The sequence below is a fragment of the Streptomyces sp. NPDC127117 genome (assembly GCF_042677325.1).
Lineage (GTDB): Bacteria > Actinomycetota > Actinomycetes > Streptomycetales > Streptomycetaceae > Streptomyces.
In genome coordinates, this window is the sequence record NZ_JBHXTM010000024.1 from 1 (window position 1) to 13,279 (window position 13,279).

A 13,279-nucleotide genomic window follows, 5' to 3' on the forward strand; every position below is an offset into this window, starting at 1 on the left:
GCCCCGACGCCGGCCCCCACGGGGCGCGCGGAGACAAAAACCAACTGCCCTATCACGGGCTGGGGGCCCCGGGGTTTGCGGCCCCCCCCCGGGCCCGCCCCCCCGCCCCGGGGGCGGCGCGGCGCGGGCGGGATCAGGTCCAGAGCGTGGCGATGAAGATGTTGAGGAGCGTCAGCCCGCCCACCGCCGCGAAGGAGCCCTTGTCGGCCTTCTCGTCGTCCCGCTTGATGTAGACGAGCGCGAGGACGACGACCAGGACCAGCAGCTTGACGCCGATCTTGATGTTGTTGACGTGGTTGCCGTCGGCCTCGTTGAGCCCGACCAGTGCGACACCGGTGACCAGCATGGTCAGCGCACCGTGCAGCATCGCCGGGACGAACCGGGCCGTGCCCGCGCCCATCGCCTTCATCTGGGTCAGGAATCCGCCCAGCAGGGAGGCGATCCCGATGATGTGCAGGGCGACGAAGACATGAATGAGTACGTCCATGAAGCCGCAGCCTAGCCCCGGCCATATCACCCCCCGGCAGGCAGGTGCACCTTCCTGGTCGCTTCACTCGTGTCTGCACCAATTGCCTGACTCTGGTGCAATTTTTCCGATCACTCGACGACATTGCCACGCCAAATTAAGACAATAAGCGTCATTACGACTCCTGCCCGTGCCCCGGGATTAGCGTCGCTGACCAGGCGACCGGCTCACCTCCGCTCCGAACGCGGACGGCGCACCGGTCGCCCCGCCGAGAGTTCCGGCGGGCCCGCCGGTAGCCCCCGGCGGGCAGTCGTCAGGAAGGACGCACGCCCTCGTGGCAGCGCATCGAAAACCCAAGCAGCGCCTGTACACCGGCCCTGCTGCCCGCACCGCGGCGACCCTCGCCCTCACCGGGGCCGCCACCGCCGCCGTACTGCCCGGCCCGGCGCACGCCGATCCGCAGCGCACCCCCGCCCAGGTCAAGGCCGAGGTGGACCGGCTGTACCACGACGCGGAGGTCGCCACCGAGCAGTACAACGGCGCGAAGGAGAAGGCGGACGCCGCCGAGGACGCCCTCGACAACCTGCGCGACGAGGCCGCCCGCAGAACCGAGCACCTCAACGCCGCACGCGACGCGCTGGGTTCGTTCGCCGCGGCGCAGTACCGCACCGGCGGCCTCTCCACCTCCGTGCAGCTGGCGCTCTCCTCCGACCCCGACCAGTACCTGGAGCGGGCGTCGTACGCGGACCGGATCGGTGACCGCCAGGCCGCCGCGCTCGGCAAGGTCCGGCGGCAGGTCGCCCAGATCGCCACGCTGCGCTCGCAGGCCAAGGGCGAGCTGGCCGCGCTGACCTCCCGCCGGGCCGAACTGAAGAAGCACAAGGCGACGATCACCACCAAGCTCGCCGACGCACAGCGGCTGCTCGACCGGCTGACCCCGCCCGAGCGCACCGCCTACGAGAACGCCGGCCACGGTTCGGCCGACGGCACGCAGTCCGCCGGCCACGCCGGCCGGAGCACCGCACGCGGCGCCGTCCGGGCGCCGAACGCCCGGGCCGCCGAGGCCGTCGCCTTCGCGTACGGGGCGCTCGGCAAGCCGTACGTCTGGGGCGCCACCGGCCCCTCCTCGTTCGACTGCTCCGGGCTCACCCAGGCCGCCTGGCGCGCCGCCGGGGTCTCGCTCCCCCGGACCACGTACACCCAGATCAACGCCGGGCGGCGCGTCTCGCGCTCCGAACTCGCGCCGGGCGACCTGGTGTTCTTCTACTCCGGCATCAGCCATGTCGGGCTGTACATCGGCAACGGACAGATGATCCACGCCCCGCGCACCGGGTCACCGGTCCGGATCGCGCCGATCGACCAAATGCCTTTCGCCGGGGCCACCCGGGTGGCATAGGCTCCCGTCTCCGATCCGGTGCGACCCGCCATCGGAGCAACCGCCTTCGGGCCGGACCGCCTTCGGACCGGCCCACCGTCGCCCGACCGGCCGGAGGACAACCCCACATGCCCATGGACGCCGACGTCCAGACCCATGCCCGTACGCTCGCACTGCGTTCCCCCGACCACCTGCGGGTCGGGCCCTTCACGGTGCGCTACAACCCCAACTGGTCCATCAAGTACGCCAATTACGCGATACCCGACCAGGACGCGGAGCCGACGCCGGCCGATCTCGACGCGCTGGTCGCGGCGTTCCGCGAGCACGACCGGCTGCCCCGGCTGGAGTTCCTGCCCGGTTCGGCGCCCGCGGTCGAACCGGCGCTGCTCGCCGCCGGGTTCACCGTGGAGAACCGGGCCCCGGTCATGGCCTGCGCACCGGACGAACTGCTGACGCCGAAGCCGGTGGAATCCCTCACGATCGCCGAACCGGCCACCGGCGCGGAGTTCGACGCCGCCGCGCTCGTCCAGCACCACGGCTACGGCGGGACCGGCGAGCCCGAGGGCGGCGAGGCGGAGTGGCTGCGCACCGCGGCCGCCGGCGGCGGGGTCGCGGCCTTCGCCACGATCGACGGCGTACCGGTGGGCGCGGGCGGCTGCTCCGTACCGGTGGACGGCCTCACCGAACTGGCCGGTCTCGCCGTCGCCGACGCCTACCTCCGCCGCGGCATCGGCGCCGCGCTCTCCGCCCACCTCACCGCGACCGCCTTCGGGCGCGGCTGCCGGGTGGTGTGGCTGGAGCCGGGCGACGCCGATGTGGAGCGGATCTACGCGGCGATCGGCTACCGCAGGGTCGGCGAGAAGCTGAACATCTCGCTCGACCCGGCCTGAGCGCGCCCGTCCGCCGGCTCAGACCAGCCGTCGCGCGGTGGCCCACCGGGTCAGCTCGTGGCGGTTGGAGAGCTGGAGCTTGCGCAGCACCGCCGAGACGTGGGACTCGACCGTCTTCACCGAGATGAACAGCTGCTTGGCGATCTCCTTGTAGGCGTAGCCGCGGGCGATCAGCCGCAGCACCTCGCGCTCGCGCTGGGTGAGGCGGTCCAGGTCCTCGTCGACCGGCGGCGCGTCCGTGGAGGCGAAGGCGTCGAGGACGAAGCCGGCCAGCCGGGGCGAGAACACCGCGTCGCCGTCCTGGACCCGGAAGACCGAGTCGACCAGGTCGGCGCCGGTGATGGTCTTGGTGACATAGCCGCGGGCGCCGCCGCGGATGACGCCGATGACGTCCTCGGCGGCGTCCGACACGGACAGCGCCAGGAACCGCACCGGGTTCTCGACGGCCCCCATCAGCGGGGCGCAGCGGCGCAGCACCTCGACGCCGCCGCCGCCGGGCAGGTGCACATCGAGGAGGACGACCTCGGGGCGGGTCGCCGTGATGACGGTGACCGCCTGGTCGACGTCGGCAGCCTCGCCGACCACCTCGACGCCGGTCTCCTCGGTGCGGCCGATCTCGGCCTGGACGCCGGTGCGGAACATCCGGTGGTCGTCGACGAGCACGACCCGTACCCGGCGCTCCGGGCCCCCGGTCGCCTCAGTGGTCTTGGTCATCGCTCGCCCTCTCCATCTCCAGCTCGACTTCCGTGCCCCCACCGGGCACCGAACGCAGCCGCGCCGTGCCGCCGTTGCGCTGCATCCGGCCGATGATCGATTCTCGTACGCCCATTCTGTCCCCCGGTACGGAGTCCAGGTCGAATCCCGGGCCCCGGTCGCGCACCGAGACGAAGACCGTGCGGCCCTCGACCTCGGCGTAGACCTGCACGGCGCCGCCCTCGCCACCGTACTTGGCGGCGTTGACCATCGCTTCGCGTGCGGCCTGCATCTGTGCGGCAAGCTTCTCGTCCAGCGGGCAGTCGCCGACGACGACCACCTCCAGCGGGACGCCGTGTTTGTCCTCGACCTCGGCGGCGGCACGCTTGACCGCTTCGGCGAGGGTCTCGGGTTCGTCGTCCTCGTCCTTGCCGGTGCCCTCGGGGTTGTACAGCCAGTTGCGCAGTTCGCGTTCCTGGGCGCGGGCGAGCCTGCGGACCTCGCCGGCGTCGTCCGCGTTGCGCTGGATCAGGGTGAGGGTGTGCAGCACCGAGTCGTGGACATGGGCGGCCACCTCGGCGCGCTCCTGGGCCCGGATGCGCATCAGGCGTTCCTCGGAGAGGTCCTGGGTCATGCGTACGAGGTAGGGGCCGGCCAGCAGCGCGATGCCGGTGAGGACGGCGATGGCCGCGGTCATGACGTTGCCGAGCTGGGCGGCGGAGCCGCGTACCACCATGAAGACGGCCAGGCCCAGGCCGACCAGGGCGACCCCCGCGAGCCCCCGGGCCAGATGCAGCACCCGGCGGCGGCTGCCGACCTCCATCCAGCGGGCGCGCCGGGCGTTGTCGGCCTGCCGCCACACCAGTACGGAACCGGCGCCGATCAGCAGCGTGGGCCAGATGTAGCGGTTGGCGCCGCTGCCCATGTCGACGTTGCCGACGAAGATCATGGCGCCGAAGACCAGCGCGATCAGGGCGAAGACCTGGCCACGGTCGGGTTTGCGGAGCCTGCGGCTGCCGTCCGGGGCGGTCTCGAAGACGGAACGGGGTGCCTCGACGCCGCCGACGCCGAGCGGGACGACGATCCAGAACACGGCGTAGAGCAGCGCGCCGAGACCGTCCGCGAAGAACAGCCCGAGGAAGACGAACCGCACCCAGACGACGGGCAGCCCGAGATGCCCGGCGAGACCGCGGGCGACGCCGCCCAGCAGCCGTCCGTCCGCACTTCGGTAGAGCCTGCGCAGCGGCGGCTCCTCCGGGGCGGGGTTGCGGGAGCTGGTGGCTCGGGTCGTGGCGGCTGGCATGCCCCGATCGTCACATGTCCGCACGGGTGAAGGCATCAGGGTCGGCCCCCGAATCGACCCTGAGAGCCCGGTACCGGGGTGGCCCCAGGGGTGCGGCCGGCCAATATCAGGGATCGGCCAGGGTCGGCCCAGGTCCCGGACGGGCTCCCGGCCCGTCACCATGGAGCCATGACCGTTCCCCAGGACGCCTCCCCCGGTGTCGCTCCGCCCCCCGAACCGGCTCCGCTGCTGCGGCGCAGTCCGCAGCACAAGGTCGTGGCCGGGGTGTGCGGCGGGCTCGGCCGGTACTGCGACGTGGATCCGGTGATCTTCCGGATCGTGCTCGGTGTGCTGTCCGTGACCGGCGGCATCGGGCTGATCTTCTACGGCTTCGCCTGGCTGCTGGTCCCCGTGGACGGCGAGGAGGAGAACGAGGCGCGCAGGCTGCTGTCCGGCCGGGTGGAGGGGGCGTCGCTGATCGCGGTGCTGCTCGCGCTGATCGGCTGCGGTCTCTTCCTGTCGATGCTGGGCAACGGGGGCACGCTGGCGTTCTCCGCGATGCTCTCGCTCGCGGTCGTCGGCTTCGCGGTGTGGACGCAGCACCGCAGGACCGCGGCGCCCGAGGACCCGCTGCATCCGGCGACGGCGCAGGCGGTGGCGGACGCGCCCCCCGAGGTGAAGGCGCCGCCGACGCCGGGCAGCCCGTCGTGGTGGCGGGATCCGATCGTCAAGGACGGCACCTCGGGGCCGGTGGGCGCGGGCTATCTGTGGGGTCCGGCCGATGCGGCGCTCCCGCCCCGTGCGGCACGCCCCGCGGGTGCCGCGCCGAAGGATCCGTTCCGCGCGCCCCGGCGGGAGGCCGGCACCAGGGGCCCGACCTCGATCGGCGGCCTGGTCTTCCTGTTCGCGCTGATCGCGGGCGGCCTGGGCACCGGGCTGAGCTGGGAGTCCCAGCCGCTCGGTACGAGCCTGCAGTTCGGCCTGGCCGGTGCGCTCGCGGTGTTCGGGCTCGGCATGCTGGTCAGCGCGTTCCTGGGGCGGACCGGGTTCGGCACGGTCATGCTGTCGATGATCACGGCCGTCCTGCTGGCCTGCGCCTCCGCGCTGCCCAAGGACATCTCCACGCAGTGGGTGCGCGAGGGGTGGCGCCCCGCCTCGGTGGCCGCCGTCCAGCCGCGCTACCAGCTGGGCACCGGGGTGGCCCGGCTGGACCTCACCGGGATCACGGTCCCCCGGGGCGACACCCTCACGACCGGGGTGGGCGTCGGGGCCGGCCGCGTGGTGGTGATCGTGCCGAAGGAGGTGACGGTGAAGGTCGACGCGAGGTCGGGGCTCGGCGACATCACACTGCCGGTCAGCCGGCCCGGCGAGGCCCCGGCCGCCGAGGAGCCGGCCGAGGTGGACATCAGGCCGTCGCAGAACGAGCACCGGACGCTGCCGCCGCCCCCGGGCAGCAGACCGGCGGGCACGATCGAGCTCACTCTCGAAGTCGGTGTCGGACAGGTGGAGGTCGCCCGTGCTGCGTCATGAGATCCGTCCGGGACGTGCGGTGGCCGGAGTCGTCATGCTCGCGCTGGCGGCGGGATACGCGGCGGACGCCGCGGGGCTCTGGGACGCCCCGTGGGTCTTCTTCTTCCCGCTGTTCTTCGGCGGCCTCTGGCTGGCCGCCACCGCGACCTGGGTGAACTACCGGATCCGTCGCCGCCGGGACGCCAGAAGGGCATCCGCGGAGAACGCCGCGGCCCCGCCGAGCAGCAGCGGCAGCCAGGCCATGAGGTAGACGAGGTCGTTGCCGAAGTAGTACGGCGAGACCTGCCAGCTGACGGTCAGCCACAGGCTCAGCGAGATCAGCGCCCCGCCGAGCGCGGCGAGCCGTGCCCACAGCCCGACGAGGGTGCCGAGGCCGACGAGGAGTTCACCGATGGCGATGGCGTACCCGAAGGCGCCGGGGCTCTTCAGCGCGAGGTCGACGAGGGCCGGGATCGCCGACGAGTCGCGGACCGCGTGCATGGTCTCGCCGATGGAACCGGCGCCGCTCGCCTTGAAGAACCCGCTGTCGGTGAGCTTGTCGAGCCCGGCGTAGACGAAGGTGACGCCGAGGAAGATCCGCAGGGGCAGCAGGGCGTGTTCCCGCGCCAGGTCCCCGAGCCCCTTCGACTCCCCGAGACCGCGTACGTTCATCCCGTATCCCTGCATGTGGCTGCCCCACCTTCCGTAGACCCGTCACCTGACGATACGTAGGCGGGAACCGGGCTGCTCACCCGGTGGGGCGTCCGGCCGGATTCCGCCGCCCGCCCGGGGGAAGCGGAGGGCGGGAGTCAGTCCGTCACATCGATCTCGACCCGGTTCGTCTCCACTCCGGCGGCGGTCACCACCTGCACCTCCACCACCCCCGGTTCGACCTCCACCGGCACCGGCACGGTCAGCACACCGTCACTCGGGTTGGCGAAGCCGCCGGTGACCGGGATCAGCGGCACATGCACATGGACCCGGCCGATCCGGACGACCAGCCGGGCCAGCCGCTCCGGCGTCCCGGCGCCGGGCGGCACGAAGCCCGCGCCGCGGATCTCGATGTCGTCGCCGGTGCGGACCGGCGCGTCCAGGTCCCCGGCCTCGCGGGCCCGGACCACCGAGAGGATCACCGGGCGCCCGCCCTCCGCGTACTTCCCGGCGAAGTACGCGAGCGCGGAGACGGTGACCAGCAGCGCCAGGCCCCAGGGCAGGTCCGGCAGCTGCTCGGGCCGGCGGGCGAGGCGGACCGCGGCGAACAGCACGGCGACGGTGCTCACCAGCACGTACTGCACGTCCGTGAAGCTGCCGCGCCCGGAGTCGTCGGTGAGCAGATCGGCGGCGCGCGGCCGGACCGCCCGCAGCTTCTGGAGCCGCCCGGACAGCGTCCGTACGGTCACCACCCGGCGTACGACGACGGCGACGGCGCAGACCAGCGCGAGCACGGTCACCACCCCGGCGCCCCGGGCCAGGTCCAGCCCCTCGATCAGCTCGTCCCGCTCGGCGTGGCCGGAGGCGCCGGCCAGCTGGAGCGCCAGCACGAGGACGGAGAAGACCGCGAGCAGCACCCAGGAGGCGGCGACCGCCCGGGAGGTGGAGAGCCGGTGGTCCTCGCCGATCAGCGGGGCGAGCAGGCCGCCCCGGGCGCGGTGGACATGGGCGGCGCCGGTCAGCAGGCCCGCGGTGACGAGGCCGGCGACCAGTCCGGCCGTACGGGCGTTGGTCCAGCCCGCGCCGATGGCGGTGGCGGCCTCGCCGATGACCAGCAGGGCGACGCCTGCCCACACCGCGATCAGGGTGCGCCGCCAGACCCGGTACAGCCAGGCCTCGCCCGCCTCCCGGCCCCGTTCGGCGACGGTCCTGGCGGACTGGGTCAGCTCGTCCGAGACCCACTGGCGGGTCGCCGAGGCGGACTGCGCGACCCCGGGCGGCAGCCCCTGCCCGGCGGCGAGTTCGTCCCGCTTGGCCAGGAACGCGGCCACCGCACGCCGGTGGCCCTCGCGCGCCCCGTGCGGGCAGTCGCCGCACGTGCAGCCCCCGCCGTGCGTGCTGCCCGCCCTCGCCTCGTCCAACGCCACTGGGAACGCCGCCCTTTCAAACCCCCGGTACAGCCAACTCGGCTGTGATTGCTGCGAATTGTGCCGTACGGAGGGGCTCGGGACCGCATCGGGGCGGCCCGTGGGCGCGGATCGCCGAAATGTGCGGAGGAATCGTCAGAATGTGCGGCTGATCCGGCGCCAAAGGGGCTGGTAATTGATCCAGGCCACCAGGTCGCTGCCCAGCTGTTCGCGGGTCGCGAGCGCGTCCGGATGCTCGATCAGCACCGGCTTCCCGGCCGCCCGCGCGGCCAGCTGCACCTGGCAGGAGCGCTCCAGCGCGATGAACCACCAGGCGGCCGCGTCCACCGAGTCGCCGACGGTCAGCAGCCCGTGGTTGCGCAGCACGATCGCCTTGTGCCCGCCGAGCGCGGCGGCGATCCGGCGCCCCTCGTCCTCGTCGACGACGACCCCGGTATAGGCGTCGTACAGGACGTGGTCCTCGTAGAAGGCGCAGGATTCCTGGGTGATCGGCTCGATCAGCTCGCCGAGGGCGGACAGGGCCCGCCCGTGCACGGAGTGGGTGTGAGCGACGGCGATGACGTCCGGGCGGGCCCGGTGCACCTGTGCGTGGACGGCGAACGCCGCCTGGTTGACGTGGTGGCGCCCCTCGACGACCTGACCCTCGCCGTTGACCAGGATCAGTTCGTCGGGCGCCAGTCCGGCGAACGGGGCCCCGAAGGGGTTGACCCAGAAGCAGTCGGCGAATTCCGGGTCGCGTGCGGTGATGTGGCCGGAGACGCCGTCCTCGTACCCGTACTCGCCGAACAGCCGGAGCGCCCCGGCCAGCCGTTCCTTGCGGTGTGCGCGCTCGTCGGCCACGGACTCGTGGACGGGCGGCAGCGCGAAGTGGAGCTGGTCCACGGGTATGGGTGTGGGCTCGGACATGGCGGCTCCTCGGGGCTCCCAGGGCGTACGGGATCGGAAGTTACCGCCGGTTGCCGCAAGTGGCCAGGGGTGCGGGACGCCCGGCCGGTACGACGATGCCGCCGCTCGGCGGGCGAGCGGCGGCATCGGTGTCGACCTGGGGTCAGGCGGGGCCCGACGGGAGGGTCACTCCCACTCGATGGTGCCCGGCGGCTTGCTCGTCACGTCGAGCACGACGCGGTTGACGTCGGCCACCTCGTTGGTGATGCGGGTCGAGATCCTTGCGAGCGTCTCGTACGGCAGCCGCGACCAGTCGGCCGTCATGGCGTCCTCGGAGGAGACCGGACGCAGCACGATCGGGTGGCCGTAGGTGCGGCCGTCGCCCTGGACGCCGACCGAGCGGACATCGGCGAGCAGGACCACCGGGCACTGCCAGATGTCGCGGTCCAGGCCGGCCGCGGTCAGCTCCTCGCGGGCGATGGCGTCGGCCTCGCGGAGCAGGTCGAGCCGCTCCTTGGTGACCTCGCCGACGATCCGGATGCCGAGGCCGGGACCGGGGAACGGCTGGCGCTGGACGATCTCCTCCGGCAGGCCGAGCTCCTGGCCGACCATCCGGACCTCGTCCTTGAACAGCTGGCGCAGCGGCTCGACGAGCTGGAACTCGATGTCCTCGGGGAGGCCGCCCACGTTGTGGTGCGACTTGATGTTGGCGGTGCCGGTGCCGCCGCCGGACTCGACGACGTCCGGGTAGAGCGTGCCCTGGACGAGGAAGGCGACTTCCTCGCCGCCCGCGGCGCCCTCGGCGACGATCTCGGCCTGGGCCTGCTCGAAGACCCGGATGAACTCCCGGCCGATGATCTTCCGCTTCTGCTCCGGGTCGGAGACCCCGGCCAGCGCGGCCAGGAAGCGTTCCTCGGCGTCGACGACCTTCAGCTGGACTCCGGTGGAGGCCACGAAGTCCTTCTCGACCTGCTCGCTCTCGCCCTTGCGCATCAGACCGTGGTCGACGTAGACGCAGGTCAGCTGGGAGCCGATGGCCTTCTGCACGAGAGCCGCGGCGACCGCCGAGTCCACGCCGCCGGACAGACCGCAGATGGCGCGCTTGGTGCCGACCTGCTCGCGGATCAGCGCGATCTGCTCCTCGACCACATTGGTCGTGGTCCAGGTCGGCTCGATGCCGGCGCCCCGGTAGAGGAAGTGCTCCAGGACCTGCTGGCCGTGCGTGGAGTGCAGGACCTCGGGGTGGTACTGGACGCCGTAGAGCTTCTTCTCGTCGTTCTCGAAGGCGGCGACCGGTACGACGTCGGTGGACGCGGTGACGGTGAAGCCCTCGGGGGCTGCCGAGCAGGCGTCGCCGTGGGACATCCAGACCGACTGCTCGGCGGGAGTGCCCTCGAAGAGCGTGGAGCCGGTCTTGGAGACGGTGAGCGGGGTACGGCCGTACTCGCGGGCACCGTTGTCGTCGACGGTGCCGCCGAGCGTGGTGGCCATCAGCTGGAAGCCGTAGCACATGCCGAAGACCGGAACCCCGGCCTCGAACAGCGCACGGTCGAGGGACGGGGCGCCCTCGGCGTACACCGAGGAGGGGCCGCCGGACAGGATGATCGCCCGGGGGTTCCTGGCCAGCATCTCGGCCACCGGCATGGTGGACGGGACGATCTCGCTGTAGACCCGGGCCTCACGGACGCGTCGGGCGATGAGCTGGGCGTACTGCGCGCCGAAGTCGACAACGAGAACCACGTCGGTGGTGGTGTCGGGGGCGGCGGGGGGTGCTGCTGGCACGGGCGGCCTTCCGGCGGTGAAGGGGGGTCTGTTTTGTCGATTCTACCGGGGTTGCGGAGTCCGCCGTCGTCCCGCCCGTACGGGGGTGCGGGGACCGCCGTCCCCGGATACGGCGTCTCAGTATCCGGTCGTCGTGTTGGTCCGCCCGCGGCGGCCGGGCCATACTGGTTCCATGCTTCAGCACACGACCTTCGTCTTTACCTATGGCACCCGGCCCGCCGGCTGCCATGGTCGTGCTGCTTGATCCCACCGACAAGCAACGTTCCAGGCGCCCCGGGCCGAAAGGCCCGGGGCGCCTTGGCGTTACGGACCGGCCGGCCTCGGGGACCACAACCACGAGGAGTCACCACCATGACCAGCACCGCCCCCGCGAAGACCGCCCAGGCGAAGAGCAACGCCGAGAAGACCGGCGCGCACACCGAGGAGGCCGCCGCGCTGATCGACGACGCGCGGGCCCGGATCGACACCCTCGACGACCGGATCATCGGGCTCGTCCAGGAACGGATGGCCGTCTCGGCGGTCATCCAGGAGGCCCGGATCACCTCCGGCGGCCGCCGGATCAGCCTCTCCCGCGAGATGGAGATCCTCGGCTCGTACCGGGACGCGCTCGGCAAGCCCGGCACCTCCCTCGCCATGACGCTGCTGGAGCTGTGCCGCGGCCGGGCATGACACCCCGCGGGCCGGGGGTACTCCGGCGTATCCCAGTTCGGGCCGTCTCTCACCCGTACGGCGCGTGACCGGGTCCGGCGCGGCTTCGTTGGTCCCGGTGTCCGTGCCAGCCAGGGGCGGCTCTGGAAGGAAACCACGCGTGGCTCCGCTGGTGCGTGTGGCGTACCGCAGGTACGCCGTGGGACCGCGCCCCAGCGTGCGTGACCGGTCGGCAGGGGACAGCAGCCCGGTCACCCCAGGAAACGGCCGGCTTCGGGGACGCCCGGGGCCGGCCGTATCCAGTCGGAACCCAGGTGGAATCCGGTCGATACGACCCGCGCGACGCGGGCCGCGTCCCGGCGCAGACGCATGAGGGCCCCGCCGACCGGCTTCCGGTCCGCGGGGCCCTTTCCCGTGTTCCGGGCCGCCCACCACGTGAGGGGCGTCACATAAATGTTCTGTGAGCGTCCGGACAACCATTGCGGCGGACCACGGGTCAATCATGCGGAACCACCGGCCCCGCTCGTGCCGCCGCGCGGCGGGCCCGTCCCGAAACCCGTATCGCCCATCGCGGTGCGCCGGACTCCTGAGGTCACCATGAAGCTTCGCCGAACCCTGGCGCTCGCCGCCGCCACGGCAGTCATCACCCCTGCCGCGGTCCTGGCCGCCCCCGCCGCGTTCGCCGTGACGACGGACGGGACCGCTGCCGCCGAGACCACCGTCTCGCCCTCGCCGGGCGACTCCGGATCGCCGGAGACCGAGCCGGCCCCGGCCGCCTCCGAGTCCGCTTCCACGCCTGCCGAGGATCCCGCCGGAGAGACCGACGGGCCGGGGGCCGTCGAGGCCCCCGGGACCGCCGAGAGCTCCGCTCCGGCCCAGGACGAGACCCCCGGGGCGACCCCGAGCGACTCGGCGAGCGCCTCGGCGTCCGCGTCCGCCTCCCCGTCGGAGTCCGAGGACCCGGAGGAGCCGGGGCTGTGCACCAAGTCCGACCTGGACATCTCCGTCAACGGCCTGCCCGGACGGATCGCCCGGGGCAGCGGATGGCACAAGTTCAAGATGAACGTCTACAACTCCTCGAAGTCCGCCGTGAAGGAGATCGACTACTTCGCGGGCGCCTCCTCGGACGAGGAGGGCAACGACCTCTTCCGCTCCAAGCGGGTCAGCCTCCAGGCCCTCGACCCGGAGACCGGCAAGTGGGTGGAGCTCAGCGAGGACGGTCGCGCGGTCGGTTACGTCGGCCGGTCCGACGAGATCCCCGCGGGCTACGAGGTCGACATCCCGCTGCGCATCAATGTGCGGCCGACCGCTCCCGTCGGCGCCGGTTTCACGCTCGGTGCCGGTCTGTACGTGGGCGACAAGGACTGCATGGGCGTCAGCGACGTCGCGTACAAGTTCAAGATCGTGAAGTCCGGCGGCAGCGGTTCGACGCCGCAGACCGGTGGCAGCGCCCCGGTCCCGGCCGCGAAGCCGGCCGACAACCCGGCGGGCAGGGTGTCCGGCAGCCTCGCGGAGACCGGTTCGTCCTCCGCGCTGCCGGTGTTCGCCACCGCGGGCGGCGCGGCCGTGGTGCTCGGTGCGGGCGCGATGTTCATCGTGCGGCGCCGCAGGAACGGTGATGCCGGCGTGTGACGCGTCGGCTCATCGTGAGCATGGAGGGGCTGCACTCGG

General features: G+C 72.5%; 12 protein-coding genes. 5 read left to right on the forward strand and 7 right to left on the reverse strand.

Annotated elements, in window-relative coordinates; all coding sequences use genetic code 11:
* Window positions 1-133: 133 nt before the first annotated feature.
* On the reverse strand, window positions 134-487 hold the full coding sequence (locus ACFVH0_RS21615) for a hypothetical protein (RefSeq protein WP_385822401.1): 354 nt from the start codon (window positions 485-487) through the stop codon (window positions 134-136).
* Between the two features lie 313 nt (window positions 488-800).
* Here ACFVH0_RS21615 and ACFVH0_RS21620 point away from each other — a divergent pair, with 313 nt between their 5' ends.
* Together ACFVH0_RS21620 and ACFVH0_RS21625 are read left to right on the forward strand one after the other, a co-directional pair.
* Window positions 801-1,862 carry an NlpC/P60 family protein gene (locus ACFVH0_RS21620; protein ID WP_385822403.1) on the forward strand — a complete coding sequence of 354 codons (1,062 nt, stop codon included), beginning with the start codon at window positions 801-803 and terminating at the stop codon, window positions 1,860-1,862.
* Window positions 1,863-1,969: 107 nt separating this feature from the next.
* The gene (locus ACFVH0_RS21625) at window positions 1,970-2,731 is read left to right on the forward strand and encodes a GNAT family N-acetyltransferase (RefSeq protein ID WP_385822405.1); all 762 of its coding nucleotides are present in this window, start codon (window positions 1,970-1,972) and stop codon (window positions 2,729-2,731) included.
* Between the two features lie 18 nt (window positions 2,732-2,749).
* On the opposite strand, the gene ACFVH0_RS21630 is transcribed toward ACFVH0_RS21625, so the two are convergent.
* Window positions 2,750-3,445: a response regulator transcription factor gene (locus tag ACFVH0_RS21630; protein WP_266689074.1), complete on the reverse strand. Its 696-nt coding sequence runs from the start codon at window positions 3,443-3,445 to the stop codon at window positions 2,750-2,752.
* Entirely contained in the window at window positions 3,429-4,727 is a 1,299-nt protein-coding gene (locus tag ACFVH0_RS21635) for a PspC domain-containing protein (RefSeq protein ID WP_385822407.1), read from the reverse strand. Before ACFVH0_RS21635 ends, ACFVH0_RS21630 begins: the two co-directional genes overlap by 17 nt.
* A gap of 168 nt (window positions 4,728-4,895) precedes the next feature.
* On the opposite strand from ACFVH0_RS21635, the gene ACFVH0_RS21640 reads away from it, so the two are divergent.
* Window positions 4,896-6,236, forward strand: coding sequence for a PspC domain-containing protein (locus tag ACFVH0_RS21640; protein WP_385822409.1), 1,341 nt, complete (start codon window positions 4,896-4,898; stop codon window positions 6,234-6,236).
* A gap of 156 nt (window positions 6,237-6,392) precedes the next feature.
* On the opposite strand, the gene ACFVH0_RS21645 is transcribed toward ACFVH0_RS21640, so the two are convergent.
* The 4 genes from ACFVH0_RS21645 to guaA all read right to left on the reverse strand — a co-directional run bounded on the left by ACFVH0_RS21645 (window position 6,393) and on the right by guaA (window position 10,960).
* Window positions 6,393-6,902 carry a DoxX family protein gene (locus ACFVH0_RS21645; RefSeq protein WP_385822411.1) on the reverse strand — a complete coding sequence of 170 codons (510 nt, stop codon included), beginning with the start codon at window positions 6,900-6,902 and terminating at the stop codon, window positions 6,393-6,395.
* A 122-nt stretch (window positions 6,903-7,024) separates the two neighbouring features.
* A complete protein-coding gene (locus ACFVH0_RS21650) occupies window positions 7,025-8,293 on the reverse strand; it encodes a hypothetical protein (RefSeq protein WP_385822413.1) in 1,269 nt (422 codons plus the stop codon).
* A gap of 135 nt (window positions 8,294-8,428) precedes the next feature.
* A complete protein-coding gene (locus tag ACFVH0_RS21655) occupies window positions 8,429-9,199 on the reverse strand; it encodes a class II aldolase/adducin family protein (RefSeq protein WP_385822415.1) in 771 nt (256 codons plus the stop codon).
* 165 nt (window positions 9,200-9,364) lie between these two features.
* A complete protein-coding gene (gene guaA, locus ACFVH0_RS21660) occupies window positions 9,365-10,960 on the reverse strand; it encodes a glutamine-hydrolyzing GMP synthase (RefSeq protein ID WP_385822418.1) in 1,596 nt (531 codons plus the stop codon).
* A gap of 351 nt (window positions 10,961-11,311) precedes the next feature.
* Here guaA and ACFVH0_RS21665 point away from each other — a divergent pair, with 351 nt between their 5' ends.
* Both ACFVH0_RS21665 and ACFVH0_RS21670 read left to right on the forward strand, forming a co-directional pair.
* On the forward strand, window positions 11,312-11,629 hold the full coding sequence (locus ACFVH0_RS21665; protein WP_385822420.1) for a chorismate mutase: 318 nt from the start codon (window positions 11,312-11,314) through the stop codon (window positions 11,627-11,629).
* A 576-nt stretch (window positions 11,630-12,205) separates the two neighbouring features.
* Window positions 12,206-13,240: an LAETG motif-containing sortase-dependent surface protein gene (locus tag ACFVH0_RS21670; protein WP_385822422.1), complete on the forward strand. Its 1,035-nt coding sequence runs from the start codon at window positions 12,206-12,208 to the stop codon at window positions 13,238-13,240.
* Window positions 13,241-13,279: the final 39 nt, after the last annotated feature.